Genomic DNA, 19,981 nt, shown 5'->3' with positions numbered 1-19,981 from the left:
TAAATAATGGTTTCAGACTTCATGTTCCCCCTTCTTTTTCTAAAGTACTGCCAGTAACTTAAACCTGACACCCCACAGCTTATCCTAACAGTATCTTTTTTAAAATATAAATATTTAAGAGTTTTGATTCAGTTTAGAACTGGCTGGAGAACTTTTTGCAGGTCATAATGAGGCAATGCCCAGCTTATCTTAACACCAATTGCTTGAACCTTTGTGCATCTTCACACATATTGGAGTTATTAAAGTAGACGTAACTTTCTTCCACATGGAAGGAGAAAACTCTCTCCCTAGCTTTTAGCAATTCTTCATCACTGTACCTATGAGAGTAAATTATCTTTCCATTTTCGTATCTACCATGTAGCCTGTAGTAGTTTATCTCCCCTCCATGAAGTGGAACTCTAACTATTGGATCTACAACGTCAATGACATCAAATTCTCTCACGAACTTCTTTATCCCTCCCTCACTCCATCCCCTGAGCTCAACAGCAATCTCAAATTCTCCCCTATCTATAAGGGAGAAAAACCTCTCAGCATTACTAAAGCTTTCTTCACTTTCCTTGAAACTTCTGGGAAGTTGTATTAAGATAAACTTTGCATTCAGGATTTTTGCTTCCTTTAGTGTTATTTTCCAGTAATGAAGAACCTCATTGGTTGGTCTCAGCAATCCAACATTTTTACTTGGCTTTACATTACTACGCCTCCAGGTAGGACTATTTGAGGGGTGAGTTACTCCCTGAAAGGCCTTTATTGAAAATACAAACCCTTCTGGAGCTTTTTCCCTCCACTTTTTTAAGGTACTTTCTTGCAGTATTTTGTAAAAAGTTTGCTGTATTTCCACTGTCGAGAAATCCTTGAAGTATTTATCCTGCTTTTCGCAAAATCCACATGTCCCAACATATATCATTTCTCTCCACCCTAAAAATTAAATTTTGCAAAGGGAAATTAAAGATAGCGGGCCGATGATGATGGTGGGCACTCGCCGATTGATGAGGTAAGGGGCGAGGAAACAGAGGCCCAAACATATTTATAATCTTCTTTTCTTTTAGATAATTGGGTGAGTTTGATGAAAACCGAGAGAGCAAAGGAGATATTATTTCAGCTCTTGAGAATCCCGTCCCCTTCTGGGAGAGAGGACAGAATAGCGCTTTACATAATGGATTTCCTGCACAGGCTTGACTATGATGTTCATATTGAGACTGATGGAGAGATCATTGACCTAGTAGTTAATCCAGGAGCCGAACTCTTCTATGAAGTTCACATGGACACAATAGAGTCAAGAGCAGAACCTTTCGTAAGAGGAAATATAGTTTACGGAACAGGAGCCAGCGACATAAAGGGAGGTATTGCAGCGATTTTGCTAATGCTTGAGCAATTAAGAAAAGAGAACAAAGACTTGAACGTTGGAATAGTATTTGTAAGCGACGAGGAGAAGGGTGGGAGAGGAAGTGCTCTCTTCATGGAGAGATATAGGCCAAAGATGGCCATAGTTCTTGAGCCAACTGATTTAGAAGTCCACATAGCACACGCCGGAAATATTGAAGCATATTTCGAAGTTGATGGAAAGGAAGCGCATGGAGCATGTCCAGAGAGTGGAATAAATGCGATAGAGCAGACCTTCGAAATGCTACAAAAGCTAAAGGAACTCGAACCTTTCAAAGTAAAAGGGAAGTACTTTGATCCCCACATAGGAATACAGGAGCTAATATGTGAAAACCCATTCTACTTAATTCCAGGGCTTTGTAAAGGAAGGCTAGAGGCAAGGTTACTACCAGAACAGGAAGTGGAAGATATATTGGACTTAATTGATCCGATCTTAGACGAGTATACGGTCAGACATGAATATACCGAAATCTGGGACGGTTATGAGCTGAGTGAGGATGAAGAGATCGTTCAGATTGCAAAGAAAGCAATGGAGGCAACGAATCTCACCGAATTTGGTGGAATGAGGAGCTGGACAGATGCAATAAACTTTATGTACAACGGAACAAAGACGATAGTATTTGGTCCGGGTAACCTTGACATTTCACACACAAAGAACGAGAGAATTGACGTGAGAGATGTAGTAAAGGCAAGTGAGTTTCTCATGTATGTAAATGAAATATATGGAAAGAGCTAGAACTTCAAAACCCTAGCGAGAACTATCAAGGGATCCCAAACTGGGGCAAAGGGTGGTGCATAAGCCAAGTCTGTGAAGAAGACATCTTTAGTCGTGAAGCCAGCTGTAATCATCGCTGCAGCACTGTCAATTCTGGGGAGAATTTCAGCACCAACTGCCTGTACTCCTAAGAGTTTATTGGTTTCATTATCCACAACTCCCTTTAGCCATATCTCCCTTCCTCCTGGGTAATAGTGAGGCTTAGTATTTGCCTTAATGAATGCTGTTCTAACGTCGTAGCCTTCTTTTACAGCCTCACTTTCAGTTAATCCAGTTTTTCCGATTTCCAAATCCATAAACTTAGTAATACTAGTTCCCAGGACTCCTGGGAATTCTATCTCTTTTCCGGCTATGTTGCTTCCAGCAACGTACCCCATTTTATTACCTGCAGGAGCTAAGGGAATCCACACCCTCCTCCCAGTAATCATATGTTTAGTTTCGGCAACATCTCCAGCGGCATAGACATTTTCAACACTAGTCTGCATTTTTTCGTTGGTCCATATAGCACCGGTTTCCCCTATTTTTACTCCCAATTGTTTTGCTAATTCGACGTTGGGCTTTATACCTGTCCCTATTATTACTAAATCAGCCTTGTATTCTCCTCCATCTGTAACAACTCTTTCTACCCTCTCCTTTCCTTCTATGGCAAGAGTTTTCTCCTGTAACCTCAAGTTCAAATGCTTTCTAAGTTTCTCCTCTACAATATCCGTTATTTCCTTGTCAAAGGTCTTTCTAAGAACTCTCTCACTTCTCCCAATTAGAGTTACATTCTTTCCTCTAGCAACAAAGGCCTCAGCCATTTCTAAAGCTATATACCCAGTTCCTATAATCACAACGTTCTTTACTTCATTTTTCTCCATGTATTCTGTTATTGCCACAGCATCTGGAGGTAGATCAGCCGTAAATACTCCAGGCAAGTCTATTCCATCTATCTCAGGAATCTGAGGAGAAGCACCGTTGGCAAATACCAGATAATCCCACTCATAGCTCTTCTCTTCTCCATTTTCTCTAACTCTCACGTATCCAGTATCAACCTCAATAACTTCAGCTTTCAAGTGAAGGTCAATTCCTCTTTTCTTAATGAACACTTCTGGAGGATAGTGCATGAGCTTTTCTTTTGGTGCAATGCCTTCAACTACATAAGGGATACCACAAGGAGCGTGGCTCACCCACTCCGTTGCCTCGAAAACTTTAACGTCCCATTCAGGCCTTAACCTTTTTACTCTAGAAGCAGCGCTCATTCCTGCCGCTCCGCCACCAATTATGACAACTCTTTTCTTTTCCATTATCTCACCCATCTCAGGTTTAAAACCATTGGTTAAAAATTTTAGTGCAGAGAAATTCAGATGTTTAAGGGAAGTTTTATCCAATCCAAGACACTTCCCTTACTTCCCTTTATTTCGACCCACTCAACCAAATCTTTAAACTCTCCTCCCATTAAACCATCCCCAATTATTGCACTTCCCTGAGCAGCTTCCTTTGCTTTTCCTTCCAAACCTTTAAGCTTAACAACAGGAAGCTTGAATTTATCTTCAAACAAGTCCTTTACTTCCTTTCTCAGCTTTTCAATTCTCATTAGTCTCCCAGAGAGAATTATTTCCTTAGCATCTTCAACGATCGCAAGCTCTGAAGCTACAGCTTTCAAAAAGCCATCTTTCATAGCTTCCCAAGCTTTTGCAAAGGGTTCCTCATCGAGCCTCTTGGCAAATTCCTCGGGAGGGATTATATTTCCAGTTGCTATCACTGAACCTCCACCCCAGAACAGGTGAACCTTCTCCAATCTTCCCATTAAGTATGCAACTTCCCCATCAAGAGCACCGCTGTTAACATATGCAGGCCCCGGAAAGATAGTTCCTCCAATACCATCAACTATTTTTCCGCCCTTAACAGCTCCCGCATAATTATACCCAAAGCCTACCTCCAGAAGAACAAAAGATACCTCAGAATACTCAATTCCTAACCTCTTTGCTTGATCATAAATTCCCAAAACTGTAATTGCCATTTTATCCGCAGTTCCCATGTCAATCTTATTGTACTTCCTCCACTCCGGAACTGTAGGAAGGTGAATCACTCCAGGGATAAACCAAACGTTTAGTTTCTTCTCGGCCATGATATCGACCATTCTTTGGAGGCCTATAAGAACAGGAATCTTCTTCATTTCCTCCTCTCTTACGAGGGTCATTTCAAATCTGTCTCTTTCAGTAAGCTTAGAAATGTGCTTGAGAGGGACTCCATATCCACTCGGGCCTATAACTATGTCTGGACTAAATCTCTCTATCTCTTCAACTATTTTCTCTGGGGCCTCTGCGACAACTTCACTCGGAAAGCTTAAGTCCAGCTTAATTTTTCCATTTTCGAGTCCAATTACATCAAAGCTCTTGGTTCCTGGGTCAACTCCAACCGCTCTCATGGTCAAATCTTCTAGCGAAGTATTTTTATTGTTTTTGATGTACAAAAAAGGTAAGGGGAAGAGGTATGGAGCTACCATCTCACAAAACAAAAATCGTAGCTACAATAGGACCGGCAACTAATTCAAGAAAAATGATAAAGCAACTCATTAAAGCTGGGATGAATGTTGCAAGAATAAACTTCTCCCATGGAAATTTTGAAGAACATGCGAAGGTCATAGAGATAATAAGAGAGGAATCACAAAGATTGGAGAGGAGGGTAGCGATACTTGCAGATCTACCTGGATTAAAAATAAGGGTTGGTGAGATAAAAGGAGGTTACGTGGAGCTGGAAAGAGGAGAAAAAGTAGTATTAACGACAAAAGAGGTTGAAGGTGACGAAACCACGATACCAGTGGAGTACAAAGACTTTCCAAAGTTGGTATCAAAGGGAAATATTATATACCTCAGCGACGGATACATAGTTCTAAGAGTGGAGGATGTTAGAGAGGACGAAGTTGAAGCAGTTGTTCTTTCTGGAGGGAAACTCTTCTCGAGGAAAGGTATTAATATACCCAAGGCCTACCTCCCAGTTGAGGCTGTAACTCCAAAAGACTTCGAAATTATGAAATTTGCAATTGAACAGGGTGTAGATGCTGTAGGATTAAGTTTCGTTGGGAGCGTTTATGATGTTCTAAAGGTCAAGAGTTTCCTTGAGAAAAACAATGCCGGGGATATATTTGTGATTGCAAAGATCGAAAGACCCGATGCCGTGAGGAATTTTGACGAGATTCTTAATGCCGCTGATGGAATTATGATTGCTAGGGGAGATTTAGGAGTAGAGATGCCAATAGAACAATTGCCAATTCTTCAGAAAACATTGATTAGGAAGGCCAATATGGAAGGGAAGCCAGTAATAACAGCAACACAAATGCTTGTATCAATGACAACGGAGAAAGTGCCAACAAGGGCTGAAGTTACGGACGTTGCAAACGCAATTCTCGATGGAACAGATGCTGTTATGCTTTCAGAGGAAACAGCCATTGGAAAATTCCCCATTGAGGCTGTGGAGATGATGGGAAAGATAGCCAAGGTTACTGAGGAATATAGAGAAAGTTTTGGATTAAGGAATATGAGAGAATTCATAGAAACTAAAAAGGGGACAATAAAAGAGGCGATCACTAGAAGTATAATTGACGCAATATGCACAATAGATATTAAGTTTATAATAACTCCCACCAGGACGGGAAGGACAGCTAGGTTAATTTCAAGGTTTAAGCCCAAACAGTGGATTTTAGCTTTCTCAACAAATGAAAAAGTGTGCAACAACCTCATGTTCAGCTATGGGGTTTATCCCTTCTGCCTAGACGAGGGATTCGATGAGAACGATATAGTGAGGCTTATAAAAGGATTGGGTCTCGTGGAAAGCGATGACATAGTTTTGATGACAGAAGGGAAGCCAATAGAGAAGACAATTGGAACTAATTCAATTAAGATATTCCAAATAGCTTGAGGTGAGAAAAATGAAAATATATTATCCCGGAAGAGAATGGCCAGAGGAATACAAAAGAGTTCTAGAAAAGATGAAGGAAATCATAGACCCAGTTACTGGAGATAATATTCTCGACTCAGGTGTTGTTGCAGGATTAGAAGTTAAGGATAAAACCCTCAAAGTGTGGCTTAGGTTCGAAAGTCAAGTTGAGTATAACATTCTAGGAGGAGCCGCAATGGCCTATTCAAAAATAGTTGGAGATATAATTGAGAAGTTTGCACTTGTGATGTTCGACAATGTCTACGTCTACGACCTTCGAAATAATACAATTGGAGTTTTTGAAAAGAAAAAGTGATATATTAGTGTGGAATATTAATATCTGGTGATATTATATGACAATTGAAGTTAGAGAAGGTCTCCCAATTGAAAAAATGGTTGATTTTTCCCTTGAAGAACTTTTGGGAATGGCTATAAAGGCTGAAATTGGAGCTAGAGAATTTTATAAAAGTTTAGCCGAAAAAATAAATATTGAAGCTCTAAAAGAAAAAATTAATTGGCTTGCTGAAGAAGAGAGGAAGCATGAAGCATTGCTAAGGAAATTATATTCTCAAATGTTCCCAGGAAAAGAGGTTGTCTTTCCAGAAGAGCATATTGGCCCGGAGCTCCAGCCCGTTGCTAGAGAGCTTGAAAAAGTGCAGGATATAATAGACTTAATTCGCTGGGCAATGAAAGCAGAAGAGATTGCTGCAGAGTTTTACCTAAAGCTTGAGGAAATGGTAAAGGAAGAAGAAAAGAAAAGGCTTATGAGATATCTAGCAGATATGGAAAGAGGGCACTACTACACCTTAAGGGCAAAGTATGAGCTCTTACTCGATTGGGAAATGTACAGTCAAATGATGCACGTAGGTCCATGAACTTCACTCTAAGACTACTATTGCCTCTTGATTCTTTATTCTTATTCCAATAGCCTCACTAACTAAGAATGCAACTTCATCTCCTTCAGGCCCTAACTCTTGTAGAGTCACGTCTTGGCCAACTACAATGTCAAGAACGGCTGGTGTATTGGCAAACACTATTACCTTATTCTCATCGATGTTAGGAGTAATGATAATTCCTCCTTTGAATATTTCTTTTAGCACTTCAATTAGCATCTTTCCACTCTTCTCGTAAATCTTTAGCAATTTTGCGTATCTTTTTGGATTAATTATTAGTCCAAATGGTCCAGATGAAGTGTTTGAGGCTTCTTGTAGTGCATTCATTAAATCATTGAGCGCTTCTTCTGGATTATCCCAGGAAGAAAGTTTCATTTTCTTAATTCCCTCTGTGGATAAAATCTCATTTATTATTAGCGATTCCTCGTCTTTGACCAAAAGTTCCCCGGCCTTAGTTGCTATAGAGACGTCATAAGTTCCATCGTTGAGTTCTCTTATTCCGACATAGAATCTCTTCTTTAACAATGGAATTGGCTTGTATTCTTGCTTTACCACCCTAACCCCATCTTCAAATTTGATTACATCAACCCTAAAGGACTGTCCCCCTATCTTTGTTACTGGCAAATGTTTTAATAAAGACCTACTCCTATTTATTCCATCCAAAAGAGCATTTCTTAGCTTCTCAAAATATTCCATTTCAGATTCCTCCATCTTGCTATCATTTATGTGGGTTTCTACTCCAGTTAATTCTTTGACCTCATTAAATCCATCTTTTAGCTCAGTTACCTGTTCTGGATCCAAATTTAGAAGGAGTGCCATAAATTCTCCAACGTGGGCCTTTTCCTCCCTTGCAACGTCAAGAAGAACCTTTCTTATGTTTTCATCTTCGGAATATCTTGCCATTTGCTCATATAGATTTATTGCATCAAGCTCAGCTATAATTGCTAACCTCAGAATCTCCATTAGTTCTTCCTTGGAATATGGCCTATCTCTACTTACTATAGTTGGATTTATTGAGAGCATAGAGATCACCATTATATTCTTTTTTGGTTCTAGATTATAAAGGTTTCTTAAAAAATTTAAAAGGTGCAAATTTCAAACCTACTTAGTTTTTCAAAAAAACTTAAAATTGACTTTCACAATGCCCTATCACTTCATGTAACAGAAGTTTAGTCGCATTCAGATTCTATGTTCTATTGAAATCATTAGCTTATGGAAGAAAAATAGGAAAAGTGAAATTTGTGAATTTTTTGACTGAATCTTTACTCAACTTCCAAGCTAAAATCTTGATAATCCATCCATATTCCAGTTTTCATGACTGAATCATATTGAGCCTTCAAGAGCTCATAGTGGGCTTTTTCTACCTTTGCCAACTCTTCGAATATCTTCTTGATTTTCTCCTCCTTACTTTCCTGGGCAGCTTTTTCATAAAATTCCCAGGTAAGTTTTTCCTGCTCCATTCCTATCTTTACAGCATCTACCTCGCTTAATCTTTCCTCATCAGCCTTCACTATTAGTTTTTCCATAAGTTCTTCATTCACTTTTGGTAACTCACACTTTTTGACTACTTCTTCCAAAAACTTTTTCTCAAAAACCTCCCAGTGTCCAGCTTCCTCCTGGGCTAAGAACAAAAACATTTTCTTGGCTCTTTCATCCTTAGCTTTTTTCGCCAACTTTAGATAGAAGTTTAACTCCCTTTTCTCTATCTCTAATGCTAATGCTAAAGCTTCCAGTTCGTTCATACTACTCACCAACTTAGCCAATATTTTAGGAGATACAAATATTTTTCCGTAAGGTAAATATAGTCTCAGAGACTATATATTGGGGGGATATACAAATGAACATTGAGGAAGAAATTGTAAAAAAGTTAGAAACCCTTTCGATTAGAGAAATTCTCGGATATGCAATCGCCTCTGAAGAAGATGCAGAAAAATTCTATTCTGAACTAGCCACAAAGCTTGGAGGATTACTAAAGGAATTTTTTATCCAACTTTCCACGGCCGAAAGAGGCCATAGAGACATTCTTCTGAAGATATACAAAAGCAAGTTTGGAGATGAAAACTACCCCATTCCTGAAGGAATACCATTTGCGGAAACCACAACAGAAGTTAAAACGGTTAGAAACCTAATTGAGGCCATGAAAATAGCCCTGACTAACGAAAGAACTGCAGAAAGAGTATACAAATATCTCGCTGAAAAAATGCCAGAACACAGAGAAATTTTCAAGTTCCTTGCAACCCAAGAAAGGGGCCACTATGAGTCGCTGAGAGCTCACAAAGAGTTCTTAGAAGATGTTGTAGAAGGGAAGCCTGAATACATAGAGGCACCACCCACTTACATTAGTTCCCAGCTAGAGATACTCTTTGGACCAGAGTATAGAGGTGCACGGTGATAAAATGAGAGTAGTTATTGTTGGAAATGGACCAGGAGGAGTTGAGATAGCGAAGCAACTTTCCGATACTTATGAAATCACAATTATCGATAAAGAGCCAGTTCCTTACTACTCCAAACCCATGCTGAGTCACTATATAGCAGGATTCATTTCTAGGGACAAGCTCTTTCCTTATTCTCTGGATTGGTATAGAAAGAGAGGGATTGAAATTAGAATAGGAGAAGAGGCCAAAGTCATCGATAGGGGAAGAAAAGTGGTAATTACTGACAAGGAGGAAGTGTCTTATGATGTTCTTGTTCTAGCAACAGGAGCTAGAGCTAGAGAGCCCCAGGTTAAGGGAAAAGAACACTTGCTAACCTTAAGAACTATTTTTGATGCTGACAGGATAAAGGAAAACATAGAGAACAGTGGGGAAGCAATAATTATTGGAGGAGGATTTATAGGGCTTGAACTTGCTGGTAATCTTGCCGAAGCTGGATACCATGTAAAGCTTATTCATAGAGGATCAACGTTTCTGGGATTGGACGAAGAGCTCAGTTCCATGATAAAAGAGAAACTCCAGGAAATGGGCGTAAAGTTTTTCTTAAATTCAGAATTGCTTGAGGCAAATGAAGAAGGAGTACTCACGAATTCGGGCTTTATTGAAGGAAAAGTAAAGATATGCGCTATTGGGGAGTCCCAAATGTTGAGCTTGCTAGGAGGAGTGGAATATACACGGGAAGAGGAATACTAATAGATGATAACTTTAGAACATCAGCAAAGGATGTTTATGCGATAGGAGATTGTGCAGAGTATTCTGGGATAATATCTGGAACTGCAAAAGCTGCTATGGAGCAGGCAAAGGCCTTAGCAGATATACTGAAAGGCCAGCCCCGTAAGTATAATTTCAAATTTAGATCAACAATATTTAAGTTTGGAAAACTTCAAATTGCAATAATAGGAAATACAAAGGGAGAAGGAGAATGGATTGATGAAAATACAAAAGTTTTCTATGAAAACAACAAAATGGTTGGAGCGGTAATTTTTAACGATATAAGAAGAGCAACAAAACTGGAAAAAGAGATTTTAGATTTCTACTCTTAGCTCTCCTCTATATATTATTTCCCCGTTATGTTCCATGTGAAGCCCTAACGCCCTAATTTCTACCCCCGCCTTAAGGGCCTCCTTTAACAATTCAGCAATTTTTGGATCCCCTTTTTCGTAGGGTTTAAATTTGCTCACGTTTGGTAGTGCTCCTATAAATACTATCATAGCTCTTTTTCCCTCCCTTGCCAACCTTATTAGCTCTTTTATATGCCTCCGACCTCTTACCGACGGACAATCCCGGGTACATTGAATATTCTCCTTCTCTCAAAACCGCACTCTTAGTTTCTACGAATATCTTCTCTCCTTTTGAACATTCAAGCAAATAATCTAGTCGAGATTCTCCAACTCTTGGTTCCCTCTTCGCTATTCTACAGTTTTCTAATCCAGAAAATAATCCTCTCTCAATTATTTCTTCAAAGGCCCTTCCCTGGAGTCTAGTATCAATGATTGCTATACCCTCATGATCTTCAAATCCGAGAAGAATGTACCTGGTTTTACCTCTTATCTTTGGGGCACAATACCCAATTTTTCCTGGAATCATAAACTCATTTAGTCTACCAGTATTTGTGATGAGAGCTCTTTCAACTTCCCCTTCAATTTTCACTAATCCAACGAATCGATTGATTCTTCTTAAAAATATACAGGGAAAAAGGGGTGAAATTTGCATAACTTTCATCTTCAGAAGTTAAAGTTAATGTCCTTCATAAGCTGGTCATAGAATTCTTCCTTGTATATGTCAGGATAGCGAGTTATGTAATCATATTGTTTCTTTAAAATATTGTAGTGGTTCCTTTCCATATCAGCCAACATTTCAAGAAGGATTTTTGCACTCTCAGTTGCAGCATATTTGGATAATTCCCTGTAAAACTTTTCACTTACCAGCTCCGCTTCCATAGCTACCTCGTATATCTCGTCAATATTTACATCGGGCTTCTTTATTATATCACTCATCTTTTCAGCTATTACCTTAAATTCACCAAGAACTTCCAGCTTTACTTTCTTACCTTCCTCTTCGGAGACTTCATATTTTTCGGCAATTTTCTTGATGATTTCCTTGTGTTTCTCCTCTTCACTTGCCAAAAATAAAAGCTCCTCTCTAATTATCTCGCTCTTAGTCATAGAAGCTAACTTTTCATACGCCTCCTTGGCCCTAATTTCAGAGTTTATGGCAATGTCAAAAATCTCCTTCTCAGTAACTTCCATGGAAATCACCATAATACCCTATTATTTTTTTCCATTAAAATGTTTTTCTTGCTTGACAATTATGGTCATCTGGAATTAAAAATGAGTAAATTTTATAAATTATGAGCTATATTATATCATGGTGGGTAAAAATGTCCAAATTTATACACCATAAGATATTTGACGAAATTTATGAGATCGGAGAAGATGGTATTCCTGAGTTCAAGACGTACATTGCTGGGAAATGGGTATATGGAGAAAAACTTAAGGACATTAAAAGTCCAATAAATGGAGAGGTCATTGCCAGAGTTTCCATTTTAAGTAGGGAGCAAATAGAAGAAGCCATATCCACTACTTATGAAGTTGGGCGGGAGAAAATAAGAGATTATCCAGGAGAAAAAAGAATTAATAGCTTCTTAAAAGCTGCTGAGATAATGAAGGAAGCCTTTGATGACTTTGTAAGCACATTAGTCCTTGATGCCGGAAAGCCAAAGAGCAATGCAATAGGCGAAGTGAAGGCAACAATAGAGAGGTTAGAAAAGACTACTTTTGAATTTGGAAAACTTATAGGAGATTATATCCCAGGAGACTGGAGTGAAGAGACTCTTGAAAGTGAGGGAATTGTAAAGAGGGAACCATACGGGCTGATATTAGCCATAAGCCCCTTTAATTATCCTTTGTTTATCTCAGCAACTAAAGTTATTCCTGGATTATTAAGCGGAAATGCAGTCTTACTAAAGCCAGCTTCAGTCGATCCATTAGCTCCGATACTCTTTACAAGAATTCTAGAACTTTCAGGATTACCTAAAGAAAGCTTTTCACTGTTAACTGTCCCTGGCAGATTCATGGATGATATTGTAAGAGACAAGAGAATAAGAGCTATAACATTTACAGGAAGCACTGAAGTTGGAGAACATATAATAAGGACAGGAGGAATAAAAGCCTATCACTTAGAGCTTGGCGGAAAGGATCCAGCTATTGTCCTAGATGATGCAAACATAGAAGAGAGCGTTGAAAAAATTGTTAAGGGAATTGTATCGTATTCTGGCCAAAGATGTGATGCAATAAGATTAATACTAGTTGAGGAAGGTATATATACCCAATTCAAAGAAAAACTTATTGTAAAGCTCTCAAAGATAGAACCCAAAAACCCATTAGAAGAGGAAGATGCAATAATGGGCCCACTGATTGATGAAGAGTCAGCAAATTTCATTGAAGAAGTCTACAAAGATGCTGTGGAAAAAGGAGCAAAACCATTGCTTGAATTTAGGAGAAGAGGAAATTATGTGTGGCCCATAGTGCTTGAAGTAAGCAAAGATATATTGCCTACTCTTAGGGCATTTAACGAAGACGTCTTTGGCCCACTGTCCTTGTTGATAAAGGTTGAAGATGAAGACGAAGCAATTGAAATAGCAAACTCCTCTAGGTTTGGTCTTGATGCTGCAGTATTTACAACCTCTGAAAAAAGGGCAAGAAAAGTTGCAAGAAAACTCGAGGTTGGAAGTGTATTTATTAACGAATATCCTAGGCACGGAATTGGTTATTATCCCTTTGGAGGAATGAAAGATAGTGGAATAGGAAGAGAAGGAATTGGATATTCCCTCGAAATGTTAACTACAACAAAAACAATAGTGCACAACTTTAGAGGAGAAGGAGTTTGGGAATATATCTAAATTGAAAAAGTGGTGGTGGGTATGAAAGTTATAAAAGATGATGTCTCTATAGTTCTTGGTGGAGCCGCAGGACAGGGCATTCAAACAGTAGAAGTTCTGTTAACACACGCTTTAAAGAAAGCTAGATACCATGTTTTTGGAACTAAAGAGTACATGTCGAGAATTAGGGGAGGAATAAACACCACAGAGATAAGGATCGCTTCTAGACGTGTTAGGGCATTCGTAAAGAGAATAGACTTATTGGTTCCCTTCAAGAAAGGCACTTTAACCTGGGTAAAAGACAGAATTAGTGATAACACAATAGTGCTTGGTGAAAAAGAGAACGTGGAGGAGGAATTTTTAGGAAAGATAAACTTAGTGGAAATTCCATTAACTAAAACTGCTCTAAAGGTTGGAAGCCAACTTTACTTAAATACCGTAGCCGCAGGTTTGATTTTTGGACTCTTTGGTGTTCCCGTAGAAATCATAGAATCAGAAATAAGGAATTATTTCAAAGGAAAAAGTGAAAAGATTGTGGAGAAGAACGTCGAAGCAGTTCGAGAAGGATACAACATTGGGAGGAGCATCAGAGAGAAAGGAGAAATTGTAGTAGAAATTAAACCCGATGAGAAGGTTAAGGAAGAAATACTACTAAGTGGAACTGAGGCTGTTGGAATTGGAGCTCTAGCTGGAGGAATGAACTTTTTATCATTTTACCCAATGAGCCCGTCCACAGGGGTATCAACTTTTGCTGCCCAACATGCTGAGGAATTTGAAATCGTAGTTGAGCAAGCTGAAGATGAAATTGCTGCAATAAACATGGCACTCGGAGCTTGGTTCGCGGGAGCTAGAGCAATGGTAAGCACATCTGGAGGAGGATTTGCTCTCATGTGTGAGGCCATAAGCTTAGCTGGAATGGCTGAAAATCCTGTGGTAATTCATTTAGCCCAAAGACCGGGCCCAGCAACCGGTCTTCCAACAAGAACAATGCAAGGTGACCTAAACTTAGTTCTGCATGCTGGTCACGGAGACTTTCCTAGAATAATTTTAGCCCCAGGGACTTTAGAGGAGGCCTTCTATTTAACTGCAGAGGCCTTTAACCTTGCAGATAAATACCAAGTCCCAGTTATAATACTTACAGATCAGTACTTTGTGGATTCCTACTATAACCTCCCAGAACCTGACGTTTCAAAGGTAAAAGTTGAGAAATACATAGTAAAGGCAGAGAAAGGGTATAAGAGATACAAATTAACTGAAGATGGAATTTCTCCAAGAGCAATTCCAGGATATGGGGAGGATGTTGTTGTAGCAAACGGAAATGAGCATGATGAATGGGGAGATATAACGGAAGATGCTGAGATAACAAGGAAAATGCAAGAAAAGAGAGCTATTAAGAAGTTAGAAACTATAAAAAGAAACGCTCCCTTCCCAAAGATAATTGGAAGGGAAGACGCTAAATTCTATGTCATATCCTGGGGTTCAACTTTCCACATAGTGGAGGAAGCTTTAGAACTACTCAAAAGAGACGATGTTGCACATGTACACTTTAGCTGGCTATACCCCCTAAATCCAAAGATAAAAGATATTCTAACTGGAAAAACATTAATTGCAGTAGAAAACAACATCACGGGCCAATTTGCTGATCTTCTGAAGAAAGAGCTTGACATAAAAGTTGATCACAAGATATTAAAATATGATGGCCGTCCTTTTGCAGTTGAAGAAGTTTATGAGAGTCTTAAGGAGGTGATTAAATGATTTCTAAAGAAATTTTCGAACCTAACAGACCTGGAAGTAAAGATGTAGCTTGGTGCCCTGGGTGTGGCAATTTTGGCATTAGAAATATCCTAATTGAAGCATTTTCTGAGCTAAACTTAAAGCCTACTGAAGTTGTGATAATTAGTGGAATTGGACAGGCTGCTAAAATGCCCCATTATATTAACGTGAATGGATACCACACCCTTCATGGAAGGGCAATCCCAATTGCCACAGCTGTAAAAGCGGCAAATCCTTCCCTAACGGTTATTGCTGAAGGTGGAGATGGTGACATGTACGCAGAAGGTGGCAATCATCTCCTCCACGCCATTAGAAGGAATCCCGACATAACAGTTTTGATTCATAACAACCAAATTTATGGCTTGACGAAAGGACAAGCTTCACCCACAACCCCAATTGGAATGAAAACTCCCACACAGCCTTGGGGAGTTTTTGAAGAGCCTTTAAATCCAATTGCATTAGCAATTGCCTTAGGAGCCTCTTTCGTTGCAAGAACTTTTGTTGGGTATTTTAAGGAGAGTGTTGAGATAATTAAGCAGGCAATAAAGCACAAAGGATTGGCAATAGTTGATATATTCCAGCCATGTGTATCTTTTAACAAACTCAACACATATTCTTGGTACAAAGAGCATACTTATTGGATGAAAGATCATGATCCCTATGATAGAATTGAAGCTTTTAAGAGAGCCATAGAAACAGATCCCCTCCCCCTAGGAATATTCTACATCAATGAAAAACCTACATTTGAGGAGCAAGTTCCAGCGTATAGGAGAAATAAGAGACCATTATGGATGCGTGATCCCAAGATTGAATTAGTTAAAAAGTTCTTTGAAAGCAAGAGGTGAAAGAAAATGAAGATTGGAGACGAGGCTCCAGACTTTGTTTTAAAAGATCAGTATGGAAAAGAATTTCAACTAAGCCACTTTAGAGGAAAGAAAGTTTTGCTTTCTTTCCATCCTTTGGCCTGGACAAAAATATGTGAAAAGCAGATGAGAGAATTAGAAGATAATTATGAAAAGTTTGAATCCTTAAACGTAATTCCAGTTGGAATAAGCGTTGATCCTGTCCCCTCAAAGAAGACATGGGCTGATCATATAGGCCTTAAAAAATTAAGAATTCTAAGTGACTTCTGGCCACATGGTCAAGTTGCGAAGCTATATGGAGTATTCAGAGAAAAAGATGGATTTTCAGAAAGGGCCAATATACTAATAAACGAGGATATGAAGATAATCTTCTACAAGGTTTATCCGATTAGGGAGCTTCCAAACTTAGACGAAATATTTAATTTGTTAAAAACATGAAAAAACTTTTATATTTTAGTTTCAAACTATAATGGGGTGAAGAAAAAATGCCAAAGGTTTGGATTGAGAAGTTAACGGATGATATGGAGCTATATCTAATAAGGGTTGATGATGATCAGATAAAGTACTTTGAGGCAACCTGGGACATACCAGAAGGAATAACCTACAACTCCTACCTTCTAAAGCTTAATGATGCTGTTGTTTTGTTTGACACAGTAAAGAAGGATTATGAGGATTTATTCATGGATGCACTAAAGAAGCTAGTTGATCCAAAAGAGATAACACACATAATAGTTCACCACACTGAACCAGACCACAGTGGAGCTCTTCCCAGGGTTCTAGAGGAGAATGAATACAAAGCCACGATAATAGGAACCCAGTTCGCAAAGAACCTGCTCGAAGGCTTTTATGGAAAGAAGGTCATAGAGAACTTTAAGGTAGTAAAAGATGGAGAAGAAATGAAGATAGGAGGAAAGACCTTCCGCTTTGTAGCAGTTCCTTGGCTTCACTGGCCAGATACAATGATAACGTACTTGGTTGAAGACAAGATAATATTCTCTTGCGACGCTGGTGGAGGGTACTCAATTCCCGAAGAGATAGATGACAGTAATGAGGAAGTAGTTCAGAAATACCTACCTTATGTCACAAAGTACATTGTCACCGTAATAGGGCACTATCATAAGTACATTCTGGAAAATATAAGAAAGCTAAAGGAGCTTGGCATAGTAAAGGACGTAAAAATGATTCTCCCTGGGCACGGATTAGTATGGAGAAGAGATCCTATCAGAATATTTAGGCACTATGAAGAAGTGGGAGCTGGTAGAGCAGAAAAAGGAAAAGTGCTTGTAGTTTACGATTCAATGTATGGATTTGTGGAGAGGAAAATAAACATTGTTATAGATGAGCTGAAGAAACACGGAATGAGGCCTGTGGTGTACAAGTATACAGATAAGGTGGCTCCAGCTGTAAGCGATATTCTCGGTGAGATTCCGAGTGCTGAGGCAATAGTTATTGGAGTTTCAACATATGAAGCTGATATACATCCCAGGATAAGATATCTCCTCTATGAAATTATAGATAAAGCAAACTATGAAAAGCCAGTATTAATAGTGGGAACCTTTGGCTGGGGAGGAGTGGCAGGGAAGAAAATAGAAAGCATGATAATGAGGAGCAAATTTGACCATGTAATGACCATTGAAAGCAAAGGACTTCTCTCCCCAGAGGATGAAGAAAAGATAAGAGAAGCTGTAAGGGAATTAATTCAGAGAAGCCTACCAACTGGAAATACATAAACTGGATGACCTTCCACTCCAAGCACTTCTTTTACTTTTTCATCGTAGAATGCTCCAACAGCCACAGTACCCAAACCCAAAGCAGTAGCTTGGAGGTAGATATTCTGTCCCATGTGTCCTGTATCCATATACACATACCTGATCCCTCTCTCCCCATACCTAGAAGTTGTTCTTTCAAAGTGAGCGACTATCACTATATTTACTGGTGCCGTAGCAACACACCTTTGACCTAAACAGGCCTCAGCAAGCTCTTCTCTAAGATCACCTTTTCTAATGAGTTCAAGAGTGTGCTCTTCTCCGTTGTAGTGGTACAACCCAGGTGGAAGATTTTCAACGTTTGAGACCACAGCATAAACTTCCAAGGGATAACATGCTCCAGCACTTGGGTAATTTCTCTTTCCCCAAGCATTCTTTCCAGCCGCTGCCCATAAGAGCTGAGAAAGCTCCTCAAGGGTCAAAGGTTCATTCTTGTACCTCCTAATGCTCTTCCTCTTAAAAATCGCTTCCTCTAAACTAACATCACTCTTTAGCCTGGGTTTAGGGAGTTCAATTTTCATCCACAACCACCTATGGAATTATTGAAATTATTTTAACTTAAATTTAACGAACTCAAAACAGAAACTGCCCAGATATGAAGGACTGCGTTAACAACGTTAGTCTGCTTTGTAAAAACACACTCCTTTCCTAGAAGCTATTAAAAGATGAGCCAGAAAAGCTAACCCAGCATTGAGTCCAAAAAGAGCATTATGTAAAATCCTAGGAAAAACCCTAGTGTCACAAGTTTTTCATTTTCTTCTCTTCTATATATTTCTGGAATCATTTCCTTCACTGTAACATAAAGCATTGCTCCTCCAGCCAATCCTAGTCCATAAGGGAGGAAGCTGTGGAAAGTAGAGAAAAGCAGCGCTCCCAAGACAACCATTATCATCTCAGCTATTCCACTCAAAGCTCCCATAGCTATAGGAGTTAGACGCTTCTTCTGAATAGAGGCTAAGGGGAGAGAAACAACTGTCCCCTCAGGGAGATCCTGGATTCCAATTGCAATTGCAGTCACGAGACCATCCTTAATGTTATAAACAAGAGAAGTGCCCACAGCTAAACCTTCGGGTAAATTATGAATTATAACAGCAAAAATTATTAGCCAAATTGTTTTTAGTTTCTCTCTCAGTTCTTTAGGACCCTCATATCCCTTAACTAAATGTTCATGGGGAAGTAAGTTGTCAATCAAATATATAAGGAGCACTCCAAGAAAAATACCTATCCCCACGGGTAAGAACCTACCCGAAAGCTCTATTCCTGGGAGAATTAAGCTTGTAAAACTAGCCACAACCATGACTCCTGCTGCAAAAGAAAGGCTAATATCTACGCTCCATTCAGGAAGCTTGTGGGCAATTATAGCTATCAAAGCCCCTAAAGTTGTCATAAGACTAACAAATAGTCCAGCATATATGGAAACGACTACTATGTCTCCCCCTGAAATACTTAGAATGTACGAGGAGAGATTTGAGATAAAGTTCTCAAACACCAATAATCCCCAGGAGAAAAAAGAATTTTAAACTTAAAAAGTTATTGAAAGAGGTGATACCAATGGAAGTCCTAAAAGACTTTTTACTTTTTTATGGAGGTCTTTTCGCAATAACTAACCCAATAGGTGCTGTTCCGGTGTTTATAGCAGTAACTAGAAATTTAAGTCCAGAAAAGAGAAAGGAAATGATAAGGAAAACTTCCACTACAGTTACACTTACTCTACTAGTTTTTGCCCTAGTAGGAGAGTGGATTTTCAAGTTCTTCGGAGCATCTACAGATGCTTTTTCAATAGCTGGAGGGATAATTCTCTTTAGAATGTCTCTCGAGATGCTCTCTGGGAAGATTTCTTCTATAAAAATAAGTGAAGAAGAACATCTCAGCGAAGAAGCTGTAACACTTGAGGAGATAGCTATAATTCCACTCGCAATTCCTTTACTTTCAGGCCCAGGTGCCATAACTACCACAATGCTCTACATGGCCAAAAGCCCTACAATGGCTGAGAAATCTATAGTCCTACTAGTTATAGTTGCAATAGGGATTACAGTCTGGATAGTTCTTTCAGCCGCTAATAAAATACATCAAAAGTTGGGAACCATTGGGATTAAAGTGATAACAAGAATGATGGGTCTAATTTTAGCATCAATGGCAGTTCAAATGGTAATAAACGGAGTTAAGGGAGCTTTCAATATTTAAGCTTTTTCTGTATAACATCGATACTGTCAGGATAAGCAGTGGGGCGTCAGGTTTAAATCCCAGACACTACCACAGAAAAAGAAAGGGGGGAACATGCAAGCCGAAACCATTATCAAC

20 protein-coding genes and 2 pseudogenes are annotated in these 19,981 nt (G+C 39.1%); 13 read left to right on the top strand and 9 right to left on the bottom strand.

Annotation, left to right across the window (positions count from 1 at the left end):
- Positions 1-184 precede the first annotated feature (184 nt).
- Positions 185-904 (bottom strand): DUF72 domain-containing protein, encoded by a 720-nt coding sequence (locus PWP39_RS06815; RefSeq protein ID WP_288073291.1) that lies wholly within the window; start codon positions 902-904, stop codon positions 185-187.
- 159 nt (positions 905-1,063) lie between these two features.
- Between PWP39_RS06815 and PWP39_RS06810 the strand changes: the two genes are divergently transcribed.
- Entirely contained in the window at positions 1,064-2,116 is a 1,053-nt protein-coding gene (locus PWP39_RS06810) for a M20/M25/M40 family metallo-hydrolase (RefSeq protein WP_288073289.1), read from the top strand.
- Here PWP39_RS06810 and cdr read toward each other — a convergent pair.
- Positions 2,113-3,441, bottom strand: coding sequence for a CoA-disulfide reductase (gene cdr / locus PWP39_RS06805; protein ID WP_288073295.1), 1,329 nt, complete (start codon positions 3,439-3,441; stop codon positions 2,113-2,115). The genes PWP39_RS06810 and cdr overlap by 4 nt on opposite strands.
- A 56-nt stretch (positions 3,442-3,497) precedes the next feature.
- Positions 3,498-4,565 (bottom strand): DUF1464 family protein, encoded by a 1,068-nt coding sequence (locus tag PWP39_RS06800; RefSeq protein WP_288073287.1) that lies wholly within the window; start codon positions 4,563-4,565, stop codon positions 3,498-3,500.
- A 65-nt stretch (positions 4,566-4,630) separates the two neighbouring features.
- On the opposite strand from PWP39_RS06800, the gene pyk reads away from it, so the two are divergent.
- The 3 genes from pyk to PWP39_RS06785 are packed head-to-tail and all read left to right on the top strand — an operon-like array spanning position 4,631 to position 6,948.
- Positions 4,631-6,055, top strand: a complete 1,425-nt coding sequence (gene pyk, locus PWP39_RS06795; RefSeq protein ID WP_288073285.1) for a pyruvate kinase — start codon at positions 4,631-4,633, stop codon at positions 6,053-6,055.
- A 10-nt stretch (positions 6,056-6,065) separates the two neighbouring features.
- The gene (locus PWP39_RS06790) at positions 6,066-6,389 is read left to right on the top strand and encodes an iron-sulfur cluster assembly protein (RefSeq protein ID WP_288073283.1); all 324 of its coding nucleotides are present in this window, start codon (positions 6,066-6,068) and stop codon (positions 6,387-6,389) included.
- Between the two features lie 37 nt (positions 6,390-6,426).
- Positions 6,427-6,948 (top strand): ferritin family protein, encoded by a 522-nt coding sequence (locus PWP39_RS06785; protein ID WP_288073281.1) that lies wholly within the window; start codon positions 6,427-6,429, stop codon positions 6,946-6,948.
- Positions 6,949-6,951: 3 nt separating this feature from the next.
- Here the strand turns inward: PWP39_RS06785 and PWP39_RS06780 are convergent, their stop codons facing one another.
- Both PWP39_RS06780 and PWP39_RS06775 read right to left on the bottom strand, forming a co-directional pair.
- On the bottom strand, positions 6,952-8,001 hold the full coding sequence (locus PWP39_RS06780) for an encapsulin (protein WP_288073280.1): 1,050 nt from the start codon (positions 7,999-8,001) through the stop codon (positions 6,952-6,954).
- A gap of 227 nt (positions 8,002-8,228) precedes the next feature.
- On the bottom strand, positions 8,229-8,708 hold the full coding sequence (locus PWP39_RS06775) for a ferritin-like domain-containing protein (RefSeq protein WP_288073278.1): 480 nt from the start codon (positions 8,706-8,708) through the stop codon (positions 8,229-8,231).
- 95 nt (positions 8,709-8,803) lie between these two features.
- On the opposite strand from PWP39_RS06775, the gene PWP39_RS06770 reads away from it, so the two are divergent.
- From PWP39_RS06770 to PWP39_RS09765, 3 genes and pseudogenes are all read left to right on the top strand, one after another.
- Positions 8,804-9,358 carry a ferritin family protein gene (locus tag PWP39_RS06770; RefSeq protein WP_288073276.1) on the top strand — a complete coding sequence of 185 codons (555 nt, stop codon included), beginning with the start codon at positions 8,804-8,806 and terminating at the stop codon, positions 9,356-9,358.
- Between the two features lie 4 nt (positions 9,359-9,362).
- Positions 9,363-10,135: pseudogene (locus tag PWP39_RS06765) on the top strand (NAD(P)/FAD-dependent oxidoreductase); the annotation flags it as partial.
- Positions 10,136-10,186: 51 nt separating this feature from the next.
- Positions 10,187-10,441, top strand: a complete 255-nt coding sequence (locus PWP39_RS09765; protein WP_502941346.1) for a hypothetical protein — start codon at positions 10,187-10,189, stop codon at positions 10,439-10,441.
- Here the strand turns inward: PWP39_RS09765 and sfsA are convergent.
- Both sfsA and PWP39_RS06755 read right to left on the bottom strand, forming a co-directional pair.
- Positions 10,424-11,120: pseudogene (gene sfsA, locus PWP39_RS06760) on the bottom strand (DNA/RNA nuclease SfsA). The gene PWP39_RS09765 and the pseudogene sfsA sit on opposite strands and share 18 nt — an antisense overlap.
- Before the next feature lie 2 nt (positions 11,121-11,122).
- On the bottom strand, positions 11,123-11,647 hold the full coding sequence (locus PWP39_RS06755; RefSeq protein ID WP_288073293.1) for a ferritin-like domain-containing protein: 525 nt from the start codon (positions 11,645-11,647) through the stop codon (positions 11,123-11,125).
- Positions 11,648-11,778: 131 nt separating this feature from the next.
- Here PWP39_RS06755 and gapN point away from each other — a divergent pair, with 131 nt between their 5' ends.
- From gapN to PWP39_RS06730, 5 genes are read left to right on the top strand one after another with little or no spacing between them, the layout of a single operon-like run.
- Positions 11,779-13,299: an NADP-dependent glyceraldehyde-3-phosphate dehydrogenase gene (gene gapN / locus PWP39_RS06750; protein WP_288073274.1), complete on the top strand. Its 1,521-nt coding sequence runs from the start codon at positions 11,779-11,781 to the stop codon at positions 13,297-13,299.
- 21 nt (positions 13,300-13,320) lie between these two features.
- Positions 13,321-15,033, top strand: coding sequence for a 2-oxoacid:acceptor oxidoreductase subunit alpha (locus PWP39_RS06745; RefSeq protein WP_288073272.1), 1,713 nt, complete (start codon positions 13,321-13,323; stop codon positions 15,031-15,033).
- A complete protein-coding gene (locus PWP39_RS06740) occupies positions 15,030-15,896 on the top strand; it encodes a thiamine pyrophosphate-dependent enzyme (protein WP_288073270.1) in 867 nt (288 codons plus the stop codon). Before PWP39_RS06745 ends, PWP39_RS06740 begins: the two co-directional genes overlap by 4 nt.
- 6 nt (positions 15,897-15,902) lie before the next feature.
- Positions 15,903-16,352: a peroxiredoxin gene (locus PWP39_RS06735; RefSeq protein ID WP_288073268.1), complete on the top strand. Its 450-nt coding sequence runs from the start codon at positions 15,903-15,905 to the stop codon at positions 16,350-16,352.
- A gap of 47 nt (positions 16,353-16,399) precedes the next feature.
- On the top strand, positions 16,400-17,644 hold the full coding sequence (locus tag PWP39_RS06730; RefSeq protein ID WP_288073266.1) for an FprA family A-type flavoprotein: 1,245 nt from the start codon (positions 16,400-16,402) through the stop codon (positions 17,642-17,644).
- On the opposite strand, the gene PWP39_RS06725 is transcribed toward PWP39_RS06730, so the two are convergent.
- Together PWP39_RS06725 and PWP39_RS06720 are read right to left on the bottom strand one after the other, a co-directional pair.
- The gene (locus PWP39_RS06725; protein WP_288073264.1) at positions 17,614-18,201 is read right to left on the bottom strand and encodes a SagB/ThcOx family dehydrogenase; all 588 of its coding nucleotides are present in this window, start codon (positions 18,199-18,201) and stop codon (positions 17,614-17,616) included. The two genes, PWP39_RS06730 and PWP39_RS06725, sit on opposite strands and share 31 nt — an antisense overlap.
- Positions 18,202-18,359: 158 nt before the next feature.
- Positions 18,360-19,169, bottom strand: coding sequence for a ZIP family metal transporter (locus PWP39_RS06720; RefSeq protein WP_288073262.1), 810 nt, complete (start codon positions 19,167-19,169; stop codon positions 18,360-18,362).
- 62 nt (positions 19,170-19,231) lie between these two features.
- Here PWP39_RS06720 and snatA point away from each other — a divergent pair, with 62 nt between their 5' ends.
- A complete protein-coding gene (gene snatA / locus PWP39_RS06715; protein ID WP_288073260.1) occupies positions 19,232-19,864 on the top strand; it encodes a neutral amino acid NAAT transporter SnatA in 633 nt (210 codons plus the stop codon).
- The last annotated feature ends 117 nt before the right edge of the window (positions 19,865-19,981 follow it).

Origin of the sequence: Pyrococcus sp. (genome assembly GCF_030153625.1) — an archaeon.
Lineage (GTDB): Archaea > Methanobacteriota_B > Thermococci > Thermococcales > Thermococcaceae > Pyrococcus > Pyrococcus furiosus.
This window is presented reverse-complemented; position numbering and strand designations above follow the sequence as displayed.